Origin of the sequence: Bacillus sp. WP8, from assembly GCF_000800825.1 — a bacterium.
Taxonomy (GTDB): Bacteria; Bacillota; Bacilli; order Bacillales; family Bacillaceae; genus Bacillus; species Bacillus safensis.
Genome location: NZ_CP010075.1, coordinates 1,564,072 through 1,589,511, shown reverse-complemented (window position 1 = coordinate 1,589,511; position 25,440 = coordinate 1,564,072). Strand labels below are relative to the sequence as shown.

General features: G+C 41.6%; 30 protein-coding genes. All 30 read right to left on the bottom strand.

Annotation, left to right across the window (positions count from 1 at the left end; translation table 11 throughout):
• Genes QR42_RS07885 through flgB form a run of 30 tightly spaced genes read right to left on the bottom strand, consistent with a single transcriptional unit; the run spans position 1 to position 25,169 of the window.
• On the bottom strand, positions 1-501 hold the full coding sequence (locus QR42_RS07885; RefSeq protein WP_039178568.1) for a chemotaxis protein CheD: 501 nt from the start codon (positions 499-501) through the stop codon (positions 1-3).
• Positions 501-1,127, bottom strand: coding sequence for a chemotaxis protein CheC (locus tag QR42_RS07880; RefSeq protein WP_024424156.1), 627 nt, complete (start codon positions 1,125-1,127; stop codon positions 501-503). The genes QR42_RS07885 and QR42_RS07880 overlap by 1 nt, the downstream gene beginning before the upstream one ends.
• A gap of 12 nt (positions 1,128-1,139) precedes the next feature.
• On the bottom strand, positions 1,140-1,601 hold the full coding sequence (locus tag QR42_RS07875) for a chemotaxis protein CheW (RefSeq protein ID WP_024424157.1): 462 nt from the start codon (positions 1,599-1,601) through the stop codon (positions 1,140-1,142).
• A gap of 24 nt (positions 1,602-1,625) precedes the next feature.
• On the bottom strand, positions 1,626-3,653 hold the full coding sequence (locus tag QR42_RS07870; RefSeq protein ID WP_039178565.1) for a chemotaxis protein CheA: 2,028 nt from the start codon (positions 3,651-3,653) through the stop codon (positions 1,626-1,628).
• A gap of 5 nt (positions 3,654-3,658) precedes the next feature.
• Positions 3,659-4,732, bottom strand: coding sequence for a protein-glutamate methylesterase/protein-glutamine glutaminase (locus QR42_RS07865; protein WP_039178562.1), 1,074 nt, complete (start codon positions 4,730-4,732; stop codon positions 3,659-3,661).
• Positions 4,729-5,634: a MinD/ParA family protein gene (locus QR42_RS07860; protein ID WP_039178561.1), complete on the bottom strand. Its 906-nt coding sequence runs from the start codon at positions 5,632-5,634 to the stop codon at positions 4,729-4,731. The genes QR42_RS07865 and QR42_RS07860 overlap by 4 nt, the downstream gene beginning before the upstream one ends.
• Entirely contained in the window at positions 5,628-6,746 is a 1,119-nt protein-coding gene (gene flhF, locus QR42_RS07855; RefSeq protein ID WP_039178558.1) for a flagellar biosynthesis GTPase FlhF, read from the bottom strand. Before flhF ends, QR42_RS07860 begins: the two co-directional genes overlap by 7 nt.
• Positions 6,746-8,779 (bottom strand): flagellar biosynthesis protein FlhA, encoded by a 2,034-nt coding sequence (gene flhA / locus QR42_RS07850; RefSeq protein WP_039178556.1) that lies wholly within the window; start codon positions 8,777-8,779, stop codon positions 6,746-6,748. The genes flhF and flhA overlap by 1 nt, the downstream gene beginning before the upstream one ends.
• A 29-nt stretch (positions 8,780-8,808) precedes the next feature.
• On the bottom strand, positions 8,809-9,897 hold the full coding sequence (gene flhB, locus QR42_RS07845; RefSeq protein ID WP_039178554.1) for a flagellar biosynthesis protein FlhB: 1,089 nt from the start codon (positions 9,895-9,897) through the stop codon (positions 8,809-8,811).
• Entirely contained in the window at positions 9,894-10,673 is a 780-nt protein-coding gene (fliR, locus tag QR42_RS07840) for a flagellar biosynthetic protein FliR (protein WP_039178551.1), read from the bottom strand. The genes flhB and fliR overlap by 4 nt, the downstream gene beginning before the upstream one ends.
• A 6-nt stretch (positions 10,674-10,679) precedes the next feature.
• The gene (fliQ, locus tag QR42_RS07835) at positions 10,680-10,949 is read right to left on the bottom strand and encodes a flagellar biosynthesis protein FliQ (RefSeq protein ID WP_003211206.1); all 270 of its coding nucleotides are present in this window, start codon (positions 10,947-10,949) and stop codon (positions 10,680-10,682) included.
• Positions 10,950-10,965: 16 nt separating this feature from the next.
• Entirely contained in the window at positions 10,966-11,631 is a 666-nt protein-coding gene (gene fliP, locus QR42_RS07830) for a flagellar type III secretion system pore protein FliP (RefSeq protein WP_008354479.1), read from the bottom strand.
• Positions 11,624-12,283: a flagella biosynthesis regulatory protein FliZ gene (fliZ, locus tag QR42_RS07825; protein WP_039178546.1), complete on the bottom strand. Its 660-nt coding sequence runs from the start codon at positions 12,281-12,283 to the stop codon at positions 11,624-11,626. Before fliZ ends, fliP begins: the two co-directional genes overlap by 8 nt.
• 18 nt (positions 12,284-12,301) lie before the next feature.
• The gene (locus QR42_RS07820; protein WP_007499584.1) at positions 12,302-12,664 is read right to left on the bottom strand and encodes a chemotaxis protein CheY; all 363 of its coding nucleotides are present in this window, start codon (positions 12,662-12,664) and stop codon (positions 12,302-12,304) included.
• Between the two features lie 27 nt (positions 12,665-12,691).
• Positions 12,692-13,810: a flagellar motor switch phosphatase FliY gene (gene fliY, locus QR42_RS07815; RefSeq protein WP_039178540.1), complete on the bottom strand. Its 1,119-nt coding sequence runs from the start codon at positions 13,808-13,810 to the stop codon at positions 12,692-12,694.
• Positions 13,800-14,798 (bottom strand): flagellar motor switch protein FliM, encoded by a 999-nt coding sequence (fliM, locus tag QR42_RS07810; RefSeq protein ID WP_024424167.1) that lies wholly within the window; start codon positions 14,796-14,798, stop codon positions 13,800-13,802. Before fliM ends, fliY begins: the two co-directional genes overlap by 11 nt.
• Before the next feature lie 32 nt (positions 14,799-14,830).
• Entirely contained in the window at positions 14,831-15,259 is a 429-nt protein-coding gene (gene fliL / locus QR42_RS07805) for a flagellar basal body-associated protein FliL (RefSeq protein ID WP_024424168.1), read from the bottom strand.
• On the bottom strand, positions 15,256-15,471 hold the full coding sequence (locus QR42_RS07800; RefSeq protein ID WP_008344794.1) for a swarming motility protein SwrD: 216 nt from the start codon (positions 15,469-15,471) through the stop codon (positions 15,256-15,258). Before QR42_RS07800 ends, fliL begins: the two co-directional genes overlap by 4 nt.
• A 37-nt stretch (positions 15,472-15,508) precedes the next feature.
• Entirely contained in the window at positions 15,509-16,303 is a 795-nt protein-coding gene (gene flgG / locus QR42_RS07795; RefSeq protein ID WP_039178534.1) for a flagellar basal body rod protein FlgG, read from the bottom strand.
• 17 nt (positions 16,304-16,320) lie between these two features.
• Positions 16,321-16,767: a flagellar hook assembly protein FlgD gene (gene flgD, locus QR42_RS07790; RefSeq protein WP_039178531.1), complete on the bottom strand. Its 447-nt coding sequence runs from the start codon at positions 16,765-16,767 to the stop codon at positions 16,321-16,323.
• The gene (gene fliK / locus QR42_RS07785; protein WP_039178529.1) at positions 16,767-18,092 is read right to left on the bottom strand and encodes a flagellar hook-length control protein FliK; all 1,326 of its coding nucleotides are present in this window, start codon (positions 18,090-18,092) and stop codon (positions 16,767-16,769) included. Before fliK ends, flgD begins: the two co-directional genes overlap by 1 nt.
• Complete coding sequence (locus tag QR42_RS07780; RefSeq protein ID WP_039178526.1) at positions 18,093-18,794, bottom strand: MotE family protein; 702 nt, start codon at positions 18,792-18,794, stop codon at positions 18,093-18,095.
• A gap of 12 nt (positions 18,795-18,806) precedes the next feature.
• Positions 18,807-19,250 carry a flagellar export protein FliJ gene (gene fliJ, locus QR42_RS07775; RefSeq protein WP_024424173.1) on the bottom strand — a complete coding sequence of 148 codons (444 nt, stop codon included), beginning with the start codon at positions 19,248-19,250 and terminating at the stop codon, positions 18,807-18,809.
• An 8-nt stretch (positions 19,251-19,258) separates the two neighbouring features.
• Positions 19,259-20,575 (bottom strand): flagellar protein export ATPase FliI, encoded by a 1,317-nt coding sequence (gene fliI, locus QR42_RS07770; RefSeq protein ID WP_024424174.1) that lies wholly within the window; start codon positions 20,573-20,575, stop codon positions 19,259-19,261.
• Positions 20,572-21,336, bottom strand: a complete 765-nt coding sequence (fliH, locus tag QR42_RS07765) for a flagellar assembly protein FliH (protein ID WP_039178522.1) — start codon at positions 21,334-21,336, stop codon at positions 20,572-20,574. Before fliH ends, fliI begins: the two co-directional genes overlap by 4 nt.
• On the bottom strand, positions 21,329-22,345 hold the full coding sequence (gene fliG, locus QR42_RS07760) for a flagellar motor switch protein FliG (protein ID WP_039178520.1): 1,017 nt from the start codon (positions 22,343-22,345) through the stop codon (positions 21,329-21,331). Before fliG ends, fliH begins: the two co-directional genes overlap by 8 nt.
• 11 nt (positions 22,346-22,356) lie before the next feature.
• The gene (fliF, locus tag QR42_RS07755) at positions 22,357-23,949 is read right to left on the bottom strand and encodes a flagellar basal-body MS-ring/collar protein FliF (RefSeq protein ID WP_039178517.1); all 1,593 of its coding nucleotides are present in this window, start codon (positions 23,947-23,949) and stop codon (positions 22,357-22,359) included.
• A 49-nt stretch (positions 23,950-23,998) separates the two neighbouring features.
• On the bottom strand, positions 23,999-24,316 hold the full coding sequence (gene fliE / locus QR42_RS07750) for a flagellar hook-basal body complex protein FliE (RefSeq protein WP_039178515.1): 318 nt from the start codon (positions 24,314-24,316) through the stop codon (positions 23,999-24,001).
• Between the two features lie 11 nt (positions 24,317-24,327).
• Positions 24,328-24,780, bottom strand: a complete 453-nt coding sequence (gene flgC, locus QR42_RS07745) for a flagellar basal body rod protein FlgC (RefSeq protein WP_024424179.1) — start codon at positions 24,778-24,780, stop codon at positions 24,328-24,330.
• Positions 24,780-25,169: a flagellar basal body rod protein FlgB gene (gene flgB, locus QR42_RS07740; RefSeq protein ID WP_039178512.1), complete on the bottom strand. Its 390-nt coding sequence runs from the start codon at positions 25,167-25,169 to the stop codon at positions 24,780-24,782. Before flgB ends, flgC begins: the two co-directional genes overlap by 1 nt.
• Between the last annotated feature and the right edge of the window lie 271 nt (positions 25,170-25,440).

The following is a 25,440-nucleotide window of genomic DNA, read 5'->3' as shown; positions in this document are numbered from 1 at the left end:
TTATATCTTCATAATGCCTTGCTTCACAGTACGGATCTCAAGCTCTGCCGTAAGCGGATCGAATTCAATCGTACGGCCACTGTTTCCGCCTGTATCCTCACTAATAATCGGGATATGATGAAGAGACAGATGTTCTTTCACAGCTGAAACGTTTCTAGGTCCAATTCTCATAAGATCATTGGTTGACTTAAACTTAAACATTTCCGCCCCGCCAGCAAGTTTTGCCTTTAGCGCATGTTTGCGTGCGCCTGCTTTTAGGAGCAGATCAATTGTATGCTTGACACCTGTATCTGCATATTTAGCCAAGTTCTCCACCGTCCCTTTTGAAAGAGAGGAGTCTGGCAGCATAACATGGACAAGGCCTGCCAGCTTTTTCTCTTGATCAAACAAGACAAGCCCTACGCAAGAACCAAGACCTGATGTCCGAATGCGGTCCGGTGTTTTGACAAGCTGAACATCCGCAATACCAACCTTTACAACTGCCGGAATTTGCACGTTCATTATAGGTTACCTAATGCTTTGAATAGTTTTTCAAACGATTCAAAGTCTGGTAATAGAAACATATTTCCTTTCAGCTCTTGCTTATTTTGATCATCAAAAATAGATGTATCAATCACAATCGCCTGATCACCAAGAGGACTGAATTGCATTAACCCTTCACTAATGACAGCTCCGAACATATCGAGCGTGACATCTGGAACACTTGGGTAAAGCTGCAATTTTGTTAAATCGGCAAGGGCTGATAGATAAGAGCCCGCTAAAATATTTCCCAGTTCATGAAGTGCTGACGTCCCCATCTCATGTTCATGAATCGTATCAATATCAAATGCCGGATCCTGCACAAGCTCTCTTACAAATTGCTCCGCTTGCTCAAACGGCATAATGAAAAAGATTGACCCGGTTAAATCCCCTTCCATTCGCAGGAAAATGCTTGCAACGGGAAGGTCTGCACCGCCAAAGAAATCCATTAAATCTTCAAACGAGAGAACCTTGACAAAAGGAACAGCCATATCAATTTTGCGATCCAATAGGTTGGCAAGAGCAGACGCTGCGTGGCCTGCCCCGATATTACCAACCTCTCCTAAAATATCTAGCTGTTCATCTTTAATTTCGTTGAAAATGCTCATTTCACATCCCCCTTAATGAACAGGTGCACCTTGAACGCTCTTGTCGAGGACAGCACCGGCATGAATGATATTGAAAAGACGCTGATCATGCTTAATAATACCTGTCACCCATGACTGTCCTTCTTTTTCAGCTGATTCAGGAGAAGATTCTACTTCTTCCTGATGGACGGTTATGACATCATTTGCTTCATCAACAATCCAGCCGACTTCAATATCACCAACTTGTACAATGATCATTCTTGTTTCATCTGTAATCTCGTTGTCAGTAGAACCAAGTCTGACTCTCAGGTCAATGACAGGTGTCACGACACCGCGTAAATTAATAACACCGCATATATAAGGGGCAACGCCAGGAACTCTTGTCGGCTGCTGCCATTTTTCAATGGACTTTACTTCTGATACTGAAATGGCGTATTCTTTTTTGTTTACGATAAACACAATCATCTTTTCGCCAGTTTTGATATCTGTACTCATTTCAGACCGCTCCTCTATTGTTTTTTACTTGATCAGTGCATTACAGTCAACGATGAGTGCAACTTGACCGTCACCTAGGATCGTTGCGCCGGATATCGCAAATACGTTTGGCAGATAATCTCCTAGTGATTTCAATACAACCTCTTGCTGACCAATAAATGAATCGACCACAAATGCTGTCAGCTTGTCTCCTTTACGAACAACAATGATGTGCAGCTCTTCCTCTAATTCATTCGCATTTGGTACGTGGAATTGTTTCTTCAAGTACACGACCGGTACGATAAATCCGCGGAAATCAATCACTTCACGATCATGCGTTTGCAGGATGTCACTTTTCTTAATGACAGCCGTTTCAATAATAGAAGAAATCGGAATCGCAAATGTTTCCTCTTCCAGTTTTACAAGAAGAACGGAAATAATCGATAGTGTCAGCGGAAGCTGGATCGAGAATAGGGAGCCCTGTCCCTCTGTTGAGTTAATACTCACAGATCCGCCAAGTGATTCCAGCTTGTTTTTCACAACGTCAAGACCTACACCGCGGCCTGAGATGTCAGAAATCGTGTCAGCTGTAGAGAATCCTGCTGCAAAGATCAATGAATCAATTTGATGATCTTCAAGTGTTTCTGCTTCTCTTTCTGTAATAACTCCGCGCTCTAATGCTTTTTCAAGCACCTTTTTACGGTTAATCCCGCCTCCATCATCCTCTACTTCAATGAAGACATGGTTTCCGCTATGATACGCTTTTAATAGAACCGTACCTTTTTCCGGCTTGCCTTTTTTCACACGTTCTTCTGGTGATTCAATCCCGTGATCTAGACTGTTTCTAAGTAAGTGCAAGAGCGGATCTCCAATCTCGTCGATCACTGTTCGATCAAGCTCTGTCTCAGCACCCTCAATAATAAGTTCAATTTTCTTATTAAGCTCTTTCGTCAATTGACGAATCATACGCGGGAATCTGTTAAAGACAGTTTCCACAGGTACCATTCTCATGTTCAGGATGATTGATTGCAGGTCTCCAGAAATACGTGTCATTCTTTCGACTGTGTCTGTGAGTTCGTTATTTTCTAGTTCTTTGGCAATCTGTTCTAATCGGCCTCTATCAATCACAAGTTCTTCAAATAGATTCATTAGAGAATCTAGACGGTCGATGTTGACACGAATTGTTTTTGTTCCGCCGGCAGCTGCACCGTTATTGCCATTTGCTTTTGGTGCATCATTTGCTGGCGCTTTCGCAGCAGGAACGGAGACTTCTTCTTTTTTCTGTTCAGGCTGCGCCTCTTGTTTTTCAGCCGGAGCTGCTTCATCAAATGCGGAGACTTCAGAGATCTCAACCTTCTCAACCTCTGAGATCGCCGTGACGATTTTCTGCACTTCGTCCATCGGCAGTTTAGAAAGATAAGAAATGCTGAATTCTGATTCGAAATCTTCTGATTCTAACAGCTCTGCATTCGGAACGGTTTTGACAACCTCGCCTGCTTCATTTAGTCTTTCAAAAATCATATAGACACGAACGGCTTTTAGTAAGCACGCTTCGCTTAATGTCACGTTGAGTTCATAGCATTTAAAGCCTTGCTCTCTCGCTTCATCAAGAACCGTTCGTTCAAATTCGTTATAATCTAAGTCATTAGCAGCTGCTGATGCATCTGCTGTTTCAACGCTAGAAGCTGCCTCAGCATGGCTTCCTGTCACATCTAGCTTTTTACTAATCTCAGTGACATCACGTTTCCCGTCTCCTCCTTCTGCAATCGATTGAACCATTGCTTCAAGATGATCGAGTGCTTCGAACATCGTATCCATTGACTCAGGAGTGACAATCATTTGTTCATTACGGATAGCATCAAACATGTTTTCTAAATGATGCGTTAAGTGAGCCATATCATCAAAGCCCATCGTTGCACTCATGCCTTTCAATGTATGAGCTGCTCTGAATATATCATTCACTAGCTGCAAGTCGGTTGGGTTCTTTTCTAAATCAAGAAGTTTTTCATTACAAGTTTGTAAGTGTTCTCTGCTTTCATCTAAAAAGATATCTAAGTATTGGTTTACATCCAACGTGTTCACGCCCTCTCTTTTTTCATGGAGCTTATAATTGCATGTGCGATGTCATCCACATGCCTTGTTTCATGTGCAAGGCCTGCTTTAATGACTGATTTAGGCATTCCGAAAACAACACATGATTCTTCTTTTTCTGCAATGACTTTCGTATGACCGCTTGCGACCATTTTTTTGACACCTTCCGTACCGTCACTGCCCATGCCTGTCATAATGACAGCGATTTTCTCGTAACCCTTTATATTGCTGATGGATTCAAATAAATAGTTAACAGATGGTTTGTGCCGGCTTTCCGTGTCTTCAGGGGACAGCCTGATAACAAGTGATCCCCCTTGGTCATGAAGTGACATATTCATTCCACCAGGAGCTATGTAAGCCACTCCATTTTTCGCGATGTCTCCATCTTGCGCTTCTTTAATCGTAATTTGTGATAAATGGTCTAACCTAGCAGCAAGTGATGCCGTAAATCCTGCCGGCATATGCTGCACAATCAATATAGGTGCCTCTATGTCCTTAGGCAGCTTCGTTACGACTCGTTGAAGTGCCCTTGGCCCTCCTGTAGATGTTCCAATAGAAATAATCTTTCGGAGTGAGGCGCCTTTTACTGTTTGCAGACGGGGTGCAGCCACTGGACTTGGCGGCTTTATCACCGGCTTAGGAGACACCTTCTCTTCAGTGCGTTTCCTTGACAGTCCTGCCGCAAGTACCCGCTCTACAATTTGCCCTCTCACTTTGTGCAAATCGAGCGAAATACTTCCCGAAGGTTTTGTCACAAAGTCGAAAGCACCGAGTTCTAAGCAATGGATGGTTAAATCTTTTCCTTGCTTTGTCTGGCTTGACACCATAATTACGGCAAGGTCGTGTTCAGCCAGAATTTGTTTTAATGCTTCTGTTCCATTTAAAACAGGCATTTCCACATCTAATGTGACAACATCTGGATTCAGTTCCTTGATCCGTTTTAAGGCATCTTCCCCATTTCGCGCCGTTCCGACGACTTCAATTTCTTGCTCAGCACTTAGAAAATCACTAATGAGTTTTCTCATAAAGGCCGAGTCATCTACTACTAGCACTCTAATCATGAGTCCACCTTCCTCCTTTTAAAAAAAGAGGACAACTTATCTATAAACGTATGCTGTTCTCTCCGTGCCTCTCTTATCTGCTGATGATATAGTGTTTCTGCCAGCATCTTAACGGTTTTACTCAGCCTTGAATGAGGCTGCTTCATATAAAATGGAATTTGTTCTGATACTGCTTTAGGAACCGCAGGATCATCAGGCACAGCGCCAGCGAATACAAGTTTTCTGTGAAGAAAACTTGTGACCACTCCTGCTAATTTCCGGTAGGTTTCAGACCCTTCTGACGGGGTTTTACACCGATTGACAATGATTTGCACAGACCGTTCAAACTGATGAATGGCTAAGTGTTTAATTGCGCTGTAGGCATCCATGATGGATGTTGGCTCTGGCGTAGTCACAACGACTACTTCTCCTGCTGATAAGACAAATGGCAGCTGATCTTTTGACAGCCCGGCACCCATATCAAAGAAAATACAATCGAAGCCCTGCATCATTTTTTCCATCTCTTCCAAAAAGAACGACCATTGATCTTTATCTAAAGAAAACAGCTGTTCAAGTCCGCTTCCGCCAGAAATGTAATATAGGTTGTCCGTTCCTTTTGTCATAGCTGCTTGGAAGGATTTTTTTCTAACGAGAACATCTAATATAGAGCTAGTCGATGTTTTCCCTAGTAAAATATCAATATTCCCCATCCCAAAATCAAGATCGATCACTAACACTCTTTTGCCTGTGCTTGCGATAGACAGTGCCATATTCAGTGTCAAATTCGATTTACCTACCCCGCCTTTGCCGCTCATAACGGCAATGGTTTTTGCCTGTCCGTTGACGTTATGAGGAGCCGGTGTGATCATTTGACTCTGCTGAACTAGTTTTCTTAACCCTTCTGCTTGGTCGGGCTTCATGATTGTAAAACCATCCTTGTAAGTTCACGAGGAGAACCTTCAAGAATATCCTCAGGCACATTTTGGCCATTTGTTAAAAAACCAAGTTTGATTTGAGAGTCAGCAATGATTTGAAAAATGGTTCCCATCGTGTCCGTTTCATCTACTTTTGTAAAAATGAATTGATCGATTGGAACGTGTTCAAAGCGCTTGACCATGGCTTTCATGTCTTGATATTTTGATGTAGCACTCATCACGAGAAAACTTTGAATGCTCTCATCAAATGGAATAATGTCGGTCAGCTCTTTGATATACGCTTCTTCTTTAAAGTTACGGCCTGCTGTATCGATGAAAATATGATCATACTCTTTAAAGGTCTCTTGAGCTTTTACAAAATCCTCTCTCGAATAACAAACCTCAAGCGGTGCATTCAGCAGTTCAGCATATGTTTTCAGCTGTTCGATCGCTGCAATCCGGTACGTATCAGTTGTAATAAAAGCGATCTTTTTTTGCTGCTGAATGGCCGTTTTAGCAGCCAGCTTTGCAATCGTTGTCGTTTTACCAGCTCCAGTTGAACCGAACAGTACAATGTATTTTGAAGAAATCATCGGCTCATCAGAGGTTTTAGCTGGTAGCATATCTGTCAGCAGTTGTTCAAGTTCTTTTTCTATGTGATCTTCTTTAACCGCGCCCTTTGTTAAAAGACCTTTCAGGCATTCGTCTCGAATAGCATCATCAAGACCTTGATCCTTTAGCTTTTGATCGATTGCTACGAGAGGTTCAGGCAGAATACCAGCATGCCGTTCATTCCTCACATATTCTAAAGGCTGAGTATGAGTAGGCGCTGGTTTCGCCGCCTTGGGAGCAAAGGATGGCTCTTCGGGCTGCTTTTGAACTTGTTCCTTTTTTGGTAACACTGGAAGAGGCGGCACAGGTTTTAACCCTTTACCAGCTCTTTCCTCGAAATCTTGATCCAGCACTGCAATCACTTCGACCATTTGCTGTTTCTTTAAACCAAACAGTTTGCGTTTGACAACGGTTTTGGAATTTAAAATAACGGCATCTTTCCCAAGCTGCTGCCTGATTTGAATCGTTGCCTCCTGCATAGAATTTGCTGTGATTTTTTTCATTTTCATTAGATATCCACCACTCCGATGCTCTGTACTTCCACATTCGCTTCTAGTTCGTTATAAGATAGTACCGGTAAATCTGGGAAATATCTTTCTAACAACTGCTTCACGTACATTCTTATAGGAGGTGAGCATAATAGAACCGGCGTTTCCTGACGAAGCGAAAGCTGTTCAATTTCTCTCGCCACTGATTGAATCACACTTTCAGAGGATTCTGGATCTAACGATAAGTAGTTGCCATGCTCTGTCTGCTGAACGCTGTCTGCAATCACCTTTTCTACTCGGCCTGAGCATGTCACGACTTTGAGTGATTCATCTTCTCTTGCATACTGTGCGGTAATTTGTCTTGCCAGCGCCTGTCTGACATACTCTGTTAATAAATCTGTATCAGTCGTTAATTTTCCGTAGTCTGCAAGCGTCTCAAAAATGGTGACAAGGTTTCGGATAGAGACCTTTTCTTTCAGCAGCTTCGCCAGTACTTTTTGAATATCACCGACTGCCAGCGGATTTGGCGTTACCTCATCCACTAAGACAGGATAACTTTCTTTCAGATGATCGATTAATTGCTTCGTTTCTTGGCGTCCGAGCAGTTCGTGTGTGTTTTGTCTAATCTTCTCTGTGATGTGAGTAGACACGACAGATGCTGGGTCCACAACCGTATAGCCTAGCATCTCAGCCTGATCTTTTTCTGCTTCGGATATCCATTTAGCCGGCAGTCCAAAGGATGGTTCGATTGTTTCAATACCTTCAATTGGATCATCATCAGGCGTTGGGGACATCGCTAAGTAGTGATCAAGCAGCAGCTCCCCTTTTGCTACTTCGTTCCCTTTAATTTTCAATCGGTATTCATTTGGGTTCAGTGCAATATTGTCCCGGATCCGGACGACTGGAATGACAAGACCCAGTTCGAGGGCAAGCTGCCTTCGGATCATCACAATTCGGTCTAACAGGTCACCGCCCTGGTTTGCATCAGCGAGCGGGATGAGGCCGTAGCCAAATTCAAATTCAATGGCATCCATTTGCAGGAGATGAATAACGCTTTCTGGACTTTTCATCTCTTCTACCTCTGCCTGTTCCTCTAGTACCTCTTCAATTTCTTCTTGGTCTTGTTTGTTTTTCGACATCATGTATGCGCCAAGTGCAAGTAAACCTGCGATCGGCCCTGTCAAAAGTATGCCGATTGGCGTAAACAGCCCAAGAAGGAAGATCGTGCCCGCTGTCACATAAAGCATGGCTGGGAATGCGAAGAGCTGACCTGTGATGTCTGACCCAAGGTTTCCATTAGAAGCTGCTCTAGTCACAACAATCCCTGTCGCCGTTGAAATGAGGAGTGCCGGAATTTGCGAAACGATTCCGTCTCCTACCGTTAATAGGGTAAAGTGTGAAGCTGATTCTTGAATCGACATGCCTTGCTGAAGCATCCCGATAATGATTCCAAATATAATATTGATGATGACGATGATAATACCTGCGATGGCGTCCCCTTTCACGAACTTACTGGCACCATCCATCGCTCCATAAAAGTCTGCTTCTCTCGCTACTTTTTCACGGCGATTTCTTGCTTCACTTTCTGTCAGCATTCCTGCATTTAAATCTGCGTCAATACTCATTTGTTTACCTGGCATCGCATCGAGTGTAAATCTTGCCGCAACCTCTGATACACGCTCTGCCCCTTTTGTGATAACAATAAACTGAATGATGATCAGGATAAGGAAAACAACAAGACCAACGAGGATATTTCCTCCAACAACAAATGAACCGAACGTTTCGACAACCTTCCCAGCATCTCCTGTTGAAAGAATAGAACGTGTTGTAGAGATGTTAAGCCCTAAACGAAACAGCGTTAAGAGCAAAAGCAATGATGGAAAAATTGAAAATTGCAGTGGTTCTTGCATGTTCATTGTGGTGAGAAGCACGATAAGCGCAAGAGAAATATTAATAATGATTAAAATACTTAATAAAACGGGCGGAAACGGTATGACCAGCATCGCCACAATTAAAATAACACTGAATAAAACAGATAAATCTCTTGCTGACATGCCTGTTCTCTCCTTTTAAAACCAAAAATTCATAAAATCTTTTGTTTCGTTTTATAGACGTAAGCTAAAATTTCTGCGATGGCCTTAAAGTATTCTTCTGGCACCGCTTGGTCGATGTCGACCTGATCATAGAGCGCACGGGCAAGCGGCCTGTTCTCTACAGTCATGACATCATGTTCTTTCGCAATCGTTCTAATTTTCAAAGCCAAAATATCCGTTCCCTTTGCTACAACATAGGGCGCGTCCATTTTTTCTTCGTCATACTTTAAAGCAATGGCATAGTGGGTTGGGTTTGTAATGATGACGTCCGCTTTTGGGACTTCCTGCATCATCCGTCTCATGGCCATTTCCCGCTGACGCTGTTTAATCTTTGATTTGATAAGCGGGTCACCCTCTGATTTTTTATACTCATCTTTGATGTCTTGTTTGGACATCCGCAAGTTTTTTTCATAATCAAATTTCTGATACATATAATCAAGCCCTGCCAAGATCAGAAGAGCACCAGCAGCATACAGCCCCATAATCAAGGTCATATTTGCGACGAAATGAAGGGTTTCCTCTGCTGTTAATAAAGGAAGCCGCAGAATTTCATCAAAGTGCATCCAAAGAGCAATAAATGTCGCAAAGCCAACAAAGCCAATTTTCAAAATAGATTTTAATAGCTCTACGAGGGCTCGAATACTGTATATTCGTTTAAATCCTTTGATTGGGTCAAGCTTTTCTAATTTCGGTTGAATTACTTCTGTCGAAAAGAGAAAGCCGACTTGTAAATAGTTACTGAGAACGCCTGCCAGCATACCAACACCAAGGATTGGCATAAGGAGGATCCCTGTTTCTTGAAGCAATTCCAAGAATAATTGATGAATATTAGATGTGCTAACCTTCATTAGCATGGTTGTTGAATAAAAACGTTCAATGAGCGCGATAATCCGCTCTTTCATAAAAGGCCCAATAAAAAAGAATGATAAAAAGATTAATAGAAATGAGATGGCTGTATTGACGTCGGTACTTTTGGCAACCTGTCCTTTTTTACGTGAATCCCGTCTTTTTTTCGGCGTTGCTTTTTCTGTTTTTTCACCTGCGAAAAATTGCAAGTCTAGTCTAAGCCTTGTCATCATGACGAACCACCGACCAATGCTAAGAAATTCCTCATGGTGAGTACAATCGTTTCAAATGTATTTTGGACAACACCGAAGATGACGCCCATACAGATGATGATCATAATAAAACTCACACCCATTTTAATAGGAAGTCCAACCACAAATACGTTCATTTGCGGAACTGTACGTGCCACAATCCCCAGTGCCAAATCGACTAAAAACAGACTTGCCACTACAGGTGCCGAGATTTGAAAGGCAATGATAAACATTTGGTTGAAGCTCTTTGCGATAAAGTAAGCAAAGGATTCACTGCCGAAATTCAGCGCGTATTGATCAACTGCAATGTATTGAAAGCTGTAATAGATTCCATCAAGCAGCAGGTGATGTGCGTTTGTTGCCAGCATCAACAGCAATGTGACCGTATAAAAAAACTGTCCCATCAGCGGCGTCTGCGCCCCTGTTTGCGGATCGATAATATTGGCAATCGCAAAACCCATTTGAAAATCAATGAATGAGCCGGCAATTTGAACAGCGGACACCATGATGTATGCAATCAGCCCAAGCAGCAGACCGACCATTGCTTCTTTCACCGCAAGCATCATATAAAGACCGTCGATGTCAAGTGATGGCGGTTCTTTTATGGTGCTAAAACTAATGACAGCTAAAAATAGCGAGAATCCAACTCTGTGAACAGCTGGGATCGTTCTATGCGCTAAAAGCGGTACTGTCACAAAAAAAGCGGTGATCCGAATAAAAACTAAAAGAAAAGCAGGGAATAATTCTATGATTGACATCGCTGGTTAACCTGCAAATCGATCTAAATTTGAGAACAGCTCTGTCGTAAAGGACACGATTGTTGAAAGCATCCATGGACCAAACACAACGAGTCCAATGAGTACTGCAACAATCTTAGGAATAAACGCAAGCGTCTGTTCTTGAATTTGGGTTGTCGCCTGAAACACACTGACAATCAGTCCCACAATGAGTGCGAGCGCTAGAAGCGGCCCACTCACAAGCAATACTACATACACTGATCTTTCAGCCATCGTAATGACAAATTCTGAACTCATGTTTTAAGCACCTACTCTAAAAGCTTTGCAGCAAAGATTTAACTATCAAATACCATCCATCGACTAAAACAAATAACAATATTTTGAAAGGGAGTGATATCATAACCGGCGGAAGCATCATCATCCCCATTGACATCAGAACACTTGCGACCACCATGTCAATAATTAAAAATGGAATAAAGATCATAAAACCAATTTGAAATGCCGTCTTTAATTCTGAGATGGCAAAAGCGGGAACCATCGCCGTTAATGGAATATCTTTAATCGATTCAGGTGTATCCATTTTTGCGTAGCTAAGAAATAAAGCCAAATCTTTCTGTCTTGTATGTTTACTCATAAACTCTTTAATAGGCACTTCGGCTTTTTCATATGCCTGATTTAACGTGATGTCATCATTTAAAAGCGGCGTGAGCGCCTCTTTATTAATCTGTGAGAACGTGGGTGCCATGATAAAAAATGTGAGAAACAAAGCAAGTCCAACAAGCACTTGGTTTGGCGGCATTGAGTTGGTTGCAAGTGATGTTCTGACAAATGAAAGAACAATCACAATCCGTGTAAAACACGTCATTAAAATGAGAATGCCCGGTGCAACCGAAAATACAGTTAAAAGTAATAGAAGACGGACAGATGTGCTAATATTTCCTGCACCGCTGGAATTAAATAAATCGATAAACTCATTCATTTTGTTTCGGGCCTTTCTTTCTGACTTCTGATTGGGTCTTTTTCAATTCGGCTAGCTGCGCCTTTAAATTGGCTGAAAAAGAAGAAGTGGTCGGCTGATCATGTTTCTTTACCTGCGAGGTGAATTTTTGAACCATTTTTGGTAAATCGGTCTTACTCTCCATCGCTTCTTCATATTGTTTTACGATTGCTTCACATTCTTGTTCATCATCAATTTCTTTTAGCAGCTGGATTGAATCTGCTACGCCGACAACTAATACTCGTTTGCCCACCTTGATCAGCTGGACTGAACGGTTTTGTCCGACTGTCGTTCCGCCAATATTTTCAACATAGCGAAATGGTTTGAGTAAGCGGTTTTGCTTACCAACAAATCTCACCAATCCATAAATAAGCAGGATGACAAATAGTAAGGCACCAATCATTTTGACAAAATCCATAATGGAGACAGAAGAAGAGGGAACTTCTTCTGCCGGATTCGTTTGATTGTCAGTGGTTTTCTTCTCTGTATCCTTTTTGCTTTCTTTCTCATCTTTGAGCCAGTCATTCACTGTGCCATTCTCAGGATCTTTCGTTTCAGCAAACAGTGAGGCAGGCTGCATCGTCAAGAAAAGCATAAAACTGATCATTGCTATACATATCAAACGTTTTTTCAACAAATCTTACACCCTTTTTTAGCCTAACGTTTTATTAATTGCTTCAAGTACACGGTCTGCCTGGAATGGCTTCACGATAAAGTCTTTTGCGCCTGCTTGGATCGCGTCAATAACCATTGACTGCTGTCCCATTGCAGAACACATGATGATTTTTGCAGAAGCATCGATTTGTTTAATTTCTTTTAGTGCAGTGATTCCGTCCATTTCTGGCATTGTGATATCCATTGTGACAAGATCAGGAGATGTTTCTTTGTATTTTTCAACTGCTTGTGCGCCGTTTTCTGCTTCTCCTACTACATCAAATCCGTTTTTTACAAGAATATCCTTGATCATCATTCTCATGAATGCTGCATCATCTACGATTAATACCTTAGTAGCCATTTACTTATTCTCTCCCTGTATGTTTGTTTATTTTAAATTAGAAAGTCTTTCTGACTGGCTTAGAATGTCAGTCACACGAACACCAAAGTTCTCATCAATGACAACGACTTCCCCTTTGGCGACGATTCGTTTGTTAACTAGAATGTCTACTGGCTCACCAGCAAGTTTGTCCAGTTCAATGATACTTCCAGCTGAAAGCTCAAGAACTTCTTTCACACTGCGCTGAGTTCTTCCAAGTTCCACCGTAATAGAAAGGGGAATGTCCATCAGCATATCAAGATTTCCAAGCTGGCTTGTTGTATGCTGAGGCTCACTGAACGCTTCAAATTCGACTGGCGCCACATTTACAGGTGCTGCCGGCTTCGCCTGTCTTTTCGGCGGTGCTGCTTGCTGCGCTGGGGCAGACTGCGTTTGCGTTGCTGCCGGCTGAGGTTCAGGTGTGCTCACTTGAGCTTCTTGAACAGGCTCTTCTTCTTGCGCAGGGACTGTTAATTCTGCGATTAAATCCTTCGCAAATGTAATAGGATAAAGCTGCATAATATTTGAATCGATCAGTTCACCTATTGTTAATCTGAAGGATACTTTGACAAGCATTTCTTCAGCTGGAATTCGGTCTGTCCCTTCTCCTTCTTTCACATCAAGTAATTCGACGCGCGGCGGAGAAATATCAATCTTTTTATTAAAGACTGTCGACATAGACGTCGCAGCAGAGCCCATCATTTGGTTCATCGCTTCTTGCACTGCACTTAAATGAATTTCGCTTAAAGAAGGGTCAGCATTTGTCCCGTCTCCGCCCATCATTAAGTCCGCAATGACTGCTGCATCTGTTTGCTGGATAACAAGCAGGTTACTTGCGCTGAAGCCCTCTGTATAATTCACTTCAATAGCGACATACGGATGAGGAAATTCCTCATTCAGCTTACTTTTTTGAATCACTGTAACCGTTGGAGTTGTAATCTCCACTTTTTGATTTAATAGGGTTGAAAGTGCTGTTGCAGAGCTGCCAAATGAAATATTACCGATTTCTCCAATGGCATCTTGCTCCATTGCAGAAAGGATTGTATCAGGCTCTATATCATCATTGCTGCCTCCTTTAAGGAGCGCATCGATTTCGTCTTGTGATAATTTACTTCCGTTATTCTCCATCTTCTTCACCTCTTATGTCGTGATCTAGAATTTGAATCGCCTGTTTCCGATTCACGCGGCCGGCCTGTCCCAAGAATTTCGGTTTATTTCCGACCATAACAGTAAGAGGCGCATTTACTGGTTTGTCCAAGGCAATACAATCACCAATTTCCAAATTCAAAAACTCTTCCACCGTCATTTCCGATTGTCCCAGCTCTGCGACTACCGGTATTTTTGCCTTCATAATCCGTTTTTCAATGGCCTTTGTCTCTTGCTGTTTTGGTTCATTTCGTTCAGACTGCATCCAGTAGTGTACAGACAGCTTCGGAATAATAGGCTCTAATACAACGTGAGGAATACATAGGTTAATAACCCCGCTTACCTCGCCAATCTGTGTATTAAGAGAAATGACGACAACTGTTTCGTTTGGTGACACCATTTGAACAAACTGGGGATTTACCTCGAAATCTGCCATTTCAGGCTCGATGTCGGTTATGGACTGCCACGCTTCTCTGTAATTTTCCAAAGCTCCCTCAAACATGTTTGAGATAATCTTTGTTTCAATTTCTGTAAGTGATTCTGTCTTATTATGACTAATGCCAATCCCGCCCATCAGCCTGTCCATCATCGCATAGCCGATTGTTGGGTTCACTTCAAGCATGATTCTTCCTTCAAGCGGGCTGACATAAAATAAGTTTAATAATGTCATATTAGGAATCGAACGAATAAATTCTTCGTATGGTACTTGGTCAACCGAGCTGACAGTAATTTGAATATATGATCTTAGCTGCGCTGAAAAATGCGTGGTGAGCAGTCTAGCGAAGTTATCATGAATCCTTGTTAAACTTCGAATCTGGTCTTTTGAAAAGCGCAGTGCACGTTTAAAGTCATACACTTTCACTTTTTTCGTCGTTTCTTCTTTTTTCAGCTCTTCTGCATCCATTTCGCCTGTTGAGATGGCGGATAATAATGCGTCGATCTCATTCTGGGAAAGCACTTCTCCTGACATTTCTTCACCTCCGTCGCGTTAATTAATCGCCTCTATTGCAGATTAAAGGAGGTTATATATACTTCTTTCACCTTGCCATCTTGCAAATAGTTATTCACTTTGTTTTTGACTTGTGTTTTAAAATGTTCTCTGCCTTTTTTGCCATCAAGTTCATCTGCATTCGTGTCTGATAAAATGTCGATTACAGCATCTTTTACTTGGAAACTTCTTTTCTCAAGCTCTGATTTTGCCTTTTCAGAGTCCGTTTCAATATTCAGGACAAGTTTGACAGCATTTCCTTCAGATTTTAAATTGGTGATAATCTCAGGAATTTCAACAGAAGCTTTTACGACTTCATCTGCTGTTGGCTCTTTTTCAGCTTTTGCTTCGTCTGACCCATTCAGCAGAAAAAAGATGCCTGCTCCAATTCCGACGATGGCAATAATCATGATTAGCATTACTACGACTAATTTCTTCTTCATTCAAATTCCTCTATTCCTTGATTCAATGAAATGACTTGGATTTTTCTGTAGAAAGAAATGATTTTCTCTTGAAGCTGCTCTTCATCTTCTTTCACAACGAATTTCTTTCCATTGGCCAAAGTAATGGTCGTGTCTGGAAAACTTTCGATTTGCTCGATATGGAGAGCGTTCAGCATAAATCCTTTGCCATTTAATCTTGTCACTTCAATCATATTAAGCAGAGAAGCGATCATCCGCTCCCCCTACCTCCTATCGTTTCAGATTCACAAGCTCTTGCAGAATTTCATCAGAAGTTGTGATCGTCTTTGCATTCGATTGGAATCCGCGCTGCGCGATAATCATTTCGGTAAACTCGTCTGTTAAATCAACGTTTGACATTTCAAGTTTCCCTGTTTGAAGTTCACCTGTTCCTTGAGTTCCAGGAGCGATGGCATTACTTGGTGCACCGGAACTGAGCGTTTGGCGATATAGGTTATCCCCAATCTTATCTAATCCTCCTGCATTACTGAATGACACAAGTGATATTTGCCCAACAGTACGAGAAACGTTGTTCTCAACAACAGAAACGGTCCCATCTGGCCCAACACTGACACTTGACACATTGTCGCTTGGAATGTTGATTCTTTGTCCATCCATGCCAAGTAGATAGTTTCCATCAGGTGTTGCCAAATCCCCATTTGAATCAGGTTTGAAGTTCCCTGTTCTTGTAAATAGGATTTCACCTTGCTTTTGAATACGGAAAAATCCATCTCCATTAATATAGAAATCATATGGTTCGTCTGTATTTTGAGAAGAGCCTGGTTTCATGATTTTATCAATAGAAGATAAAGATGATCCTAAACCAACTTGTTTTGAGTTGATCGAACCAGAATTGTTCGTCGGTCCACCTGAGCTTGAAATGGTTTGACTGACCATATCTTTAAACGTGATACGGCTTTTTTTGTATCCGTGTGTATTGACGTTGGCTACGTTATTGGCTACCACATCTAATTTTGTTTGGAAGTTTTTCATTCCGCTAATTCCTGAGTAAAGTGAGCGTAACATTTATTTTCCTCCTCGAATTACTTCGTTTTTTCTCCAACTGCTGTAACGTCCCAAGGGCTGATTTTCGTTCCATCTTCCAAAATAAGCAAGTATTCATTGTCTATGTTTTTAACAGACTTCACAGTGCCCGATATCTCTTTATCATCCAGCTTGCCCGATACTTCTTTACCAATCCAGCCTACATACGTCGTAAACGGATCTTGGTGTGCAACAAATGTAGACATGAGCTGATTCAGCTTGGTGATCGAATCGTTCATATTGGTTTGCTGTTCTAAAGATGAAAAAGTGGCAAGCTGCGTGACAAACTCACGGTCATCAAGTGGGTTTGTCGGATCTTGGTTTTGAAGCTGTGTGAGCAAAATTTTCAAGAATTGATCTTTGCCGAGCGTATCTGTTTTCTTTTCTGCTTTTGAAGAAGTGTCTGTTTGTGCGGCTGTTCTATTCGTAGCATCAACTGTTGCCATTAGATCTCCTCCTCTTCTTCATCTGACCCAACAAGAGCATCTAGGACATCTTGGAATTCTGCTTCCTGTTCATCAGTCTGCTGGAAATTCTGTCCTTTTGGCTGCTGCTGCTTGTTTTCTTCACTAAACTGTCCAAATAACGGCTGCTCATTTGATTGAAGCGGTATATGGAAACGGTCCACTTGAACCGACATATTCGGAAGCGCCTGCTTGAGCTGCGGAAGGTGATGCTCTAACAGCTCTTTTGCTGCTTGCGTCGAGGCAGTAATTTTACTCGCATACATACCGTTTTGTTTCGTTAGCTGAATGGTAATAAATCCAAGATTTTCAGGATTTAATCGAACGGTAAACCGTCCGCTTGAATTGCCAAACGGCGTGAATTTCATTTGCTTCCACGTGTTTAGAATTTGCTGATCAACTGTTCCTGGCTTTTCATCCGTCGTTTGTGTCTGCTGAACAGGAGCCGCTGACTGCAGGTGGAAAAACTGCTTATGACCTGGCAGAAGCGAGTGGGTCATTATTTTTTCAGAAGCTGGCGCAGCAGTGCTTTGTCCTTTAACGACTTCTTTTTTGATGAGCCACTCAAGAGATGCATTCCCTTTTGCCGGAGAAGCGAGAGTAGATTCTTGTTTTGGAGAGACCAGTTCCTTCAACTCTCCTAGTGAAATTTTCCACTCTTTGTCAGATCCTTTCGCACTCGCCATCATATGATCGATTAACTGATTAAAGTGCTTTAGCTCACTTTGAGTCATCGAATTCAGCTTTGGTGCTGAACCCTGCGAAAAGAACTGCTCTTTTACTTGCTGAACGAGTTTCTCATCTACCCCGTTTTTCGAAAGAAAGTCGATGAAGTCTTGACCTTTTCCTTCAATATCCTGCACAAGTTTCGCATCAAAGCTGAGCGGCTGTTGATTAAGCAATTGATAGATGAAAAAGTGGACTTGTATGAGCTGTTCACTATGTTCAGAACCTGGCTTTTCAGCTTGATCACCGTAAATGGAAGATTCCATTTTTTGAAATAATTCTTCAAGTGACTTGAGATCAGTTGCTTCAAGTGTTTGACCTTGTAGTGTTTGAAGCGCACTTAGTAGATCTGCGCTCATTCCTTCTTCAGGTGATTGCATCCATTTTTCAATGATCTGCATCGCATCATTGATAGAAAGAGAGGCAGCAGCGGCTGTCTCAGCATCAACAGGACCGCTTTGGGCGCCTGCTCCGCTAAGTAATTGTTTAAACAAACCGCTGGCAGTTGCCGCGCCGCCTCCCTTTAGTCCCGAGAGACCTTGAGAAGATTGCTGTAAGGCTGCAATATCCAATAGCTTCACTTATTGTCCACCCCCATTTTCACGTTCTTCTTTTTTGGCAAGCTCTTTTGTAAACGTTGCTGCCTTCTGAGGTGTCAGTTTTGCTAATATGTCTGTCAGTTTATTTTTGCTCAGCTCTTCAAGGATTTTTAATGCCTCTTTATCACTTAGTTCTGATAAAATTTTGGCGGATTTCCCTGGGTCCATGCTTTCATAAATGCTGGCGATCTTTCCTTTTGTCTGCTGATTAGAGGATGCCGCTGCATCAGAGGACTCCGCTGCCGAGTTATTACCTGACGTATTATTTGATGAGCTGTTATTCGATGAACTGTCATTGGCTGACGTATTCTTTGCATCATTTGCAGATGTTTTTTCAAGTGAGTTGATTTTTTGATTCAGTCTTTTAATCTCTTCATCACTTGTTTTCAAATCTTTTTGTGCAATTTCGAGCTCATTTTTTTGCTCTTTAATAGTCTTTTTCAGTTCTTTCAACTCTGCATCGCTTTGATCATTAGGTGAAGATGACGTTTTTGAGGTGTCATCTGAACCAACTAAGCTGCTGATCACCGGAATGTTTTGGAGCGGTTTTTTTAGATCAAAACCTGCCATATAAAGGATCGTGCCAGTGACAATCACAAGCACAATCAATGGGATGATGACAATAAACAAGATCCATTGAAATTTCCCGCCGCCTGATTCCTTTGTTTTTTCCTTCTTAGGCATTCATCTCGACTCCTAATGTCCTTGAAACATGAATTGGCTGATAGAGATATCATCCATTTCTTTCATTTCAATTGCCTTATGTTCAAGGGAAAACTTTTCAAATTGCTTTTCTTTCATTTTTTCAAACTTTTTAAACTCAATGTTTTTTTCAGTTAAATCAGATTGTTTTTCATTCATTTGATGACGTTTCATGATCACAAGCTGCTGATAATGCTGAATGGTGTTATCTAAGTTGGTCACAAATTGCTGGTAATGACGCATTTCTTGAACACTCATTCCACTTCTCAGCTTTTCTTCTTTGCTTTTTTCCATTAGCTCTTTTTTACTCATATTTTCATAGAGTTTTTCAGCGACTTGCTCAAATGCCGAAACGGATTGTTGGTACGCTGCAAGTGACTTGTCTTTTTCACTTTCTTTCAGTTCTAAGAGCTTTTGAAATTTGTATTGATATCTCACTGTTTTTGTCAATCCTCTCTATTCATCAAACTGAGCAATAAACTCACACTGTCTTCAATAGATACAGCCTCTTCTACATCCTGCTTTAAAAATGAAATCAGATGAGGGTAAGCCTGCATGGCCTCATCAATATCTTTGGAGGAGCCTTTTTTATATGCTCCTATATTAATGAGGTCTTCAGCGTTTTGATAAGTGGATAAAAGCTGGCGGAACCGGTTAGCCGCTTCCTTGTGATCATGACTTGCGATATTGCTCATGACACGGCTGATACTTTTCAAAATATTAACAGCGGGAAATTGTCCTTTGTTGGCTAAAGCACGATCAAGGACAATGTGGCCATCCAGGATCCCCCTCACTGTATCAGCGATCGGTTCATTCATATCGTCCCCATCAACAAGAACTGTGTAAAACGCTGTGATCGAACCAAGCTGATTTGTTCCAGTTCGTTCGAGCAATTTTGGCAGTATAGCGAACACTGATGGTGTATATCCTTTTGTTGTTGGCGGCTCGCCAGTTGCAAGACCTATTTCCCTTTGCGCCATGGCAACCCTCGTAACAGAATCCATCATGAACATGACATTTTTGCCTCTGTCTCTGAAATATTCCGCAATGGCTGTTGCAGTATAGGCAGCTTTCAGTCTCGTCAGTGCAGGCTGGTCAGAAGTTGCGACGACAACAATTGATCGCTTCAGTCCTTCAGCACCTAAATCCTTTTCAATAAACTCACGAACTTCACGGCCACGCTCTCCAACAAGGGCAATGACATTGAGGTCTGCTTCTGTCTGCTTTGCAATCATCCCCATTAAGGTACTTTTTCCAACACCACTTCCGGCAAAAATCCCGATCCTTTGACCAGTGCCAACTGTGAGCAAACTATCAATGACTCTAACGCCGACACCCATCTTTTCTCGAATAGGCGGTCTGTCCATCGGATTTGGGGGTGATTGATCTGTCGAAACAGGTGCAAGTCCCTTTGGAAGCATACTGCCATCAAGCGGATCACCGAAGGCATCAACGACTTCACCTATTAATCCAGTCCCTACTTTGACCTTCAGCGACTCACCCGTCGCTTCCACAAGACTTCCTGGTGAAATATTGGATGCTTCTACATAAGGCATGAGCAGAATGTTTTCATCTCTAAACCCTACGACCTCTGCTTTTATCGGATGGTGCTTGCTCCCTTTTTTATGAATGAGACACACGTCACCGATCGAACTCTCCGGCCCCTTAGATTCAATCATGAGCCCAACCACTCGGTTGACTTTTCCAAATCGTTTATAAGGATCAGCGGTTTCAATCGTTTCTTTTAACACATCCATTTTCATTTGTGATCACCTGAATCAATGACTTCTAATAATTTTTCTTTCAGCTGATTCAATTGGGTATCAACACTCGCTTCCACTTTTCCAAAACTTGTTTCTACGTAACAAGTTCCTTTTGGCGCTTTTTCATCCGAGTAAATGGCAAGATGTGTATCCTTTTGAAGGATTCTAATCAATTCGTCTTTATATTCCATCACATGCTCGTAATGTTCAGGGTCAACATAGATGGAAATATCGTCATATTCTTTCACTTCTGAAATGACCTGCTTCACAAGAGCCAAAAATTGATCTTTCGTCTCCTCAGCTGCATTCCAAACGCGTTTAGCGAGTTCAAAAGCAAGTTCCACAATTTGCTCAGCAGAGCTTTCAATTTTTTCTTCGTAGTCCTGCCTTGCAAGACCGGCGATGTCATTTGCTTGATCAAGAATAGCTTGGTACTGCAAATTTGCATCTGCTTCGCCCTTTTGAAAGCCGTCTTGATAACCTGCTTGTTTCGCTTCTTCAATGAGCTGTATTCTTTCTTCTTCAAAATCAGTTCTGCGCTGATTGATTTCAGCCATTGTTTTTTCCAGCTCACTGTTTGCTTGGTCTAAGATGCGGCTCGCCTGATCTTCTGCATCACTAAGTACAAGCTGCGATGCTTCGGTTTCATTGACAAGCTCTTCTTCGTGATGTTCTCTTTTAAACTCCACTTGCTGTAAAGGAATCGTTTGCCGTCCTTGTTCAGGAATAACAGATGTTTCATGTTTGATAATCCTAGACAATGATATCGTCTCCTCCGCCTCGAGCTATGACGATTTCTCCAGCTTCCTCAAGTCGTCTTACGATGCTGACAATACGGGTTTGTGCTTCCTCGACATCTCTAAGCCGGACAGGCCCCATAAACTCCATTTCTTCTTTGAATGTTTCGACCATCCGCTGTGACATGTTGCGGAAGACAATTTCTTTGACCTCTTCGCTTGCCACTTTGAGTGCGAGCAATAAGTCATCATTTTCAACATCTCTGATGACGCGCTGAATCGCTCTGCTGTCAAGAGTGACAATATCTTCAAAGACAAACATACGTTTCTTAATTTCATCAGCAAGTTCAGGATCTTGAATTTCAAGTGTGTCTAAAATGGTCTTCTCCGTAGCACGGTCTACACCATTTAGCACTTCCACAACCGCTTCGACTCCGCCTGTTTGCGTGTAGTCCTGCGTAAAGGTTGAAGACAGCTTTTGTTCAAGAATGCGTTCCACCTCATTGATGATCTCTGGAGATGTGCGGTCCATTAAGGCAATACGTCTTGCAACCTCAGTTTGTACTTCCTCGCCTAATTCAGATAAAATTTGCCCAGCCTGCACTGGATCCAGGTAGGAAAGGATGAGCGCAATCGTTTGTGGATGCTCATGCTGGATAAAGTTTAAAATTTGTTCTGGTTCAGCCTTTCGAGCAAAATCAAATGGTTTTACTTGAAGAGAGGATGTTAACCGGTTTAAGATGCTGTCCGCTTTGTCCTCACCAAGCGCTTTTTCAAGCACTTGTCTTGCGTACATAAGACCACCCTGCGATATGTAGTCCTGCGCGATGGCAATGCTGTGAAACTCTTCGATGATTTCATCTTTTTTAGCAGTATCTACACTTCGTACATTGGAAATTTCTAATGTTAATTTTTCTATTTCGTCTTCAGACAGATGTTTGTATACAGATGCTGACACGTCTAGCCCTAAGGAAATCATTAGGATTGCTGCTTTTTGTCTGCCTGTTAGTCGATTTGGATCTTTTCTCGACATGTGTATTCCTCCTAATCCTCGGACAGCCAGCTGCGTAGCAATTTAGCAAAGTCTTCTGGTTTTTCTTTTGCCATTTTTTCAAGCTGATTTTTTCTCACCATTTCTTCTGTTTCTGGTTCAGTGTCGATATCAGGAACATCGATTGGTGTACGTTCATCAAACTCAAACTCTTCTTCCTCATCTCTTCTACGCTTACGTACAAGAAGAATGATAAGAGCGATAATTGCAAGTAGGAGCACACCGCCTACAATATAAACCCAGATTGGAATATTATTTGAAGGGTTATCTGCCGCAGTTTGCTGTTTACCGTCTAATTTTGATACTGATAAAACGATTTTGTTATCTAAGTCTGCTTGAGTGAGCGCTTGACCATTTGTGTATTCTTTATCAATCGATGTGCTAATGATCGTTGAAAGAATCTTTTTGATATCATCTTGTCTTTCAGCTGTTAAAGAGTTTGCATCGTTTGCAGTTGGTGGTTCGACCAACGCTTGAATGCCAACATCTCTAATTTTATAAGGGCTTTCTTTGATATCTTTATGAATGCGGTTGACTTCATAATTGATACGATCTTCACTCTTCTCGTAATCTCCGCTTCCATTCGCTCCATCGGCACCTTGATAATTTGTGACATCATCGTCACCTGTTCCAGCGGTGCCTCCAGCTGCTGCTCCATTGCCTGAATATGTTTCAGCAATCTTTTCAGCGCTGACAGCAATCCCCTGCATGTTTTCTTTATCAACAGGTTCTACAAGGTCTTCTTTTCTTTTTTCTTCAGTAAAATCAATGTCTGTTGTGACCGATACAGCCACTTTATCTTGACCCATCATTGTTCCGAGCAGCTGCTGAATTTTTCTTTGAAGATTCTTTTCGATTTCCTCTTTTTTCTGCTGCTGTGCATCCATTCCACTTGCATAAGAATCGGAACTGGTGTTTAAGTCGTAGTAGTTGGAATCTTGGTCCATAATGACAATGTTTTCTGTTTTTAAATTCGGCACACTTTTTGAAATAAGATGATAAAGGCCTTTTACTTGCTGCGGCGTAAGCGTGTAGCCAGGCTCAACTTGCAGCACAATGGATGCTGATGCATTACTTTGCTCTTCTCCAACAAAAACGGAATCTTTTGGCAGGTTAATCATCACTTTTGAATCTTTAATCCCATCAATTGTGTTGATCAGATTGGATAGTTCTGTCTGAGTTGCGTCTACTTTCAGAACATCAAATTCATTATCTGTTAAACCGAAGCCTGAATTGTTTGCAAAGAAGGAATAATCAATGTTGCCTGTCTTAGGAAGCCCTTCAGATGCGAGTGTTACTTTTAAAGAGTCTGCTTGCTTTTCTGGAACGAGAATCGTTGTTCCATTGTTTGCAAGTTCCGATTTAACGTTTTTGCCATCTAGTTCCTGTTTGATTTGTCCAGCTTCTGCCTCAGACAAGTCTCTAAAGAGCGGAACCATTTTTTCAGAAGAAGCAAAGATGCTAACAACCGTAATAATGATTGCTAGGGCAGCAACGCCGCCAATCATGAGTATTTTTTGTAATTTTGATCGATTTCGCCAAAACTCAACTGTTTTTGTTCTTAATTGCATTAAAGTACGATTCATCTTAACCCCCGGTCATTCCATTCAGTCTTTTTTTGTCCACCAGCACCTCCTACATCTGCATTCTCATAATCTCTTGGTACGCTTCGACTGCTTTATTTCGAAACTCTGTCGCAGCTGTGAGTGTGACACTCGCTTTCTGCGAGGCAATCATGACTTCATCGAGATTGACATCTTTTCCTTGTGCAAGCGCATTTGTATACTGGTCTGATTTCAGCTGTGATTGATTTAATGCCTCAATGGAATTCTTCAGCACATCAGAGAAATTCGTTTGACTTTTAGGTGCAGCCGCCTGCAAGGACGATGCATTCGTCAATTCACTTGCTTGCTGAGCGGTTTGAAGCTGGAAAGGAGATATTGCATTAACCAATTCTTTTCACCTTACTTTCCTATTTCTAAAGCTTTCATCAGCATGCTTTTGTTCGCATTTAGAGCAGTCACGTTCGCTTCATATGATCTTGAGCTGCTGATGAGGTCGACCATTTCTTTTAATGGATCGACATTTGGTGTTTGAACATATCCATTTTCATTGGCATCGGGATTTGTAGGATCATATTGAAGGTTGAATGGAGTTTCGTCTTCTGTAATCTTTGTTACTTTGACGCCGTTTCCTAATTTGCCGCTCGAATTCATACTTGAGTTCAATATAGATGAAAATGATTCACCTGACGGCTGTAATGTGACAAGTTTACGTCTATAAGGCTCCCAGTTGCCATCAACCTGTTTAGCTCTTGTTGTATCCATATTTGCAAGGTTTGAGGATACAACGTCCATTCTGAGCCTCTGTGCCGTTAATGCTGAGGCCGAAGCGTTCACTCCTGAAAAAATCGACATCACTTACCTCCTGTCAAAACTGTTTTAAGAGAATTAAATTTCCCGCTCATTCTTTCCACCAAAGCATTATACTGAATTTGGTTTTTAGCGAGTTCACTCATCTCTTGATCAATATCGACATTATTTCCGTTTTCTTGATATGAAGTACGGTTGCTAGAAACAACTGAATAATTAGACCCTGTTTTTGAAAAATCAATGTGACCTTGGTATGTTTTTTTAGCATCTAATTTGTTCGATGCGTCATTTAGCATGTCATGGAATGCGACGTTTTTCGACTTGTAGTTCGGTGTGTCTATATTCGCGATATTATTGCTTATGACTTTTTGCTTAACATTCGCTCTACCCAAGGCATTCTCAAGGTTGCTTATCGTTCCAGAAAATATATCCAAAACCATATACCTCCAATCATATGTATTTCATTCCATTTAATCATGTCGAGATTTGTAAAACCATATGTTCATTGTAAGAAATAATAGGATTAAAGTCTATGATGTATATGTAAAAAAAACTCGTAATATATATCTATTTTACGAATAGGTATAAAGGCCTAGATTCAAAGCACTACAGATTTGTAAGGGGTTTCTTGGAAAAAAGAGTGACATTTTTCGGACAAATCCTCATTTTTTCACATAAAAAAACCCTTTTCAGCATTTATTTCGG

Excerpts from the sequence above, each read along its gene's own strand:
- flgC (WP_024424179.1), bottom strand. The coding sequence starts at position 24,780 with ATGTCGATTTTTTCAGGAGTGAACGCTTCGGCCTCAGCATTAACGGCA.
- fliM (WP_024424167.1), bottom strand. The coding sequence starts at position 14,798 with ATGTCAGGAGAAGTGCTTTCCCAGAATGAGATCGACGCATTATTATCC.
- fliY (WP_039178540.1), bottom strand. The coding sequence starts at position 13,810 with ATGGAGAATAACGGAAGTAAATTATCACAAGACGAAATCGATGCGCTC.
- QR42_RS07880 (WP_024424156.1), bottom strand. The coding sequence starts at position 1,127 with ATGAGCATTTTCAACGAAATTAAAGATGAACAGCTAGATATTTTAGGA.
- QR42_RS07800 (WP_008344794.1), bottom strand. The coding sequence starts at position 15,471 with ATGATTGAAGTGACAAGATTAAATGGCAAAGGATTTATGCTGAACGCT.
- QR42_RS07820 (WP_007499584.1), bottom strand. The coding sequence starts at position 12,664 with ATGGCTACTAAGGTATTAATCGTAGATGATGCAGCATTCATGAGAATG.
- QR42_RS07865 (WP_039178562.1), bottom strand. The coding sequence starts at position 4,732 with ATGATTAGAGTGCTAGTAGTAGATGACTCGGCCTTTATGAGAAAACTC.
- fliI (WP_024424174.1), bottom strand. The coding sequence starts at position 20,575 with ATGAAAATGGATGTGTTAAAAGAAACGATTGAAACCGCTGATCCTTAT.
- fliP (WP_008354479.1), bottom strand. The coding sequence starts at position 11,631 with ATGAATGAGTTTATCGATTTATTTAATTCCAGCGGTGCAGGAAATATT.
- fliR (WP_039178551.1), bottom strand. The coding sequence starts at position 10,673 with ATGTCAATCATAGAATTATTCCCTGCTTTTCTTTTAGTTTTTATTCGG.
- flhA (WP_039178556.1), bottom strand. The coding sequence starts at position 8,779 with ATGTCAGCAAGAGATTTATCTGTTTTATTCAGTGTTATTTTAATTGTG.
- fliL (WP_024424168.1), bottom strand. The coding sequence starts at position 15,259 with ATGAAGAAGAAATTAGTCGTAGTAATGCTAATCATGATTATTGCCATC.
- flgD (WP_039178531.1), bottom strand. The coding sequence starts at position 16,767 with ATGGCAACAGTTGATGCTACGAATAGAACAGCCGCACAAACAGACACT.
- flgG (WP_039178534.1), bottom strand. The coding sequence starts at position 16,303 with ATGTTACGCTCACTTTACTCAGGAATTAGCGGAATGAAAAACTTCCAA.
- QR42_RS07885 (WP_039178568.1), bottom strand. The coding sequence starts at position 501 with ATGAACGTGCAAATTCCGGCAGTTGTAAAGGTTGGTATTGCGGATGTT.
- fliG (WP_039178520.1), bottom strand. The coding sequence starts at position 22,345 with ATGTCGAGAAAAGATCCAAATCGACTAACAGGCAGACAAAAAGCAGCA.
- flhF (WP_039178558.1), bottom strand. The coding sequence starts at position 6,746 with ATGAAAATGAAAAAAATCACAGCAAATTCTATGCAGGAGGCAACGATT.
- QR42_RS07780 (WP_039178526.1), bottom strand. The coding sequence starts at position 18,794 with ATGCCTAAGAAGGAAAAAACAAAGGAATCAGGCGGCGGGAAATTTCAA.
- flhB (WP_039178554.1), bottom strand. The coding sequence starts at position 9,897 with ATGATGACAAGGCTTAGACTAGACTTGCAATTTTTCGCAGGTGAAAAA.
- QR42_RS07875 (WP_024424157.1), bottom strand. The coding sequence starts at position 1,601 with ATGAGTACAGATATCAAAACTGGCGAAAAGATGATTGTGTTTATCGTA.
- fliF (WP_039178517.1), bottom strand. The coding sequence starts at position 23,949 with ATGAATCGTACTTTAATGCAATTAAGAACAAAAACAGTTGAGTTTTGG.
- fliQ (WP_003211206.1), bottom strand. The coding sequence starts at position 10,949 with ATGAGTTCAGAATTTGTCATTACGATGGCTGAAAGATCAGTGTATGTA.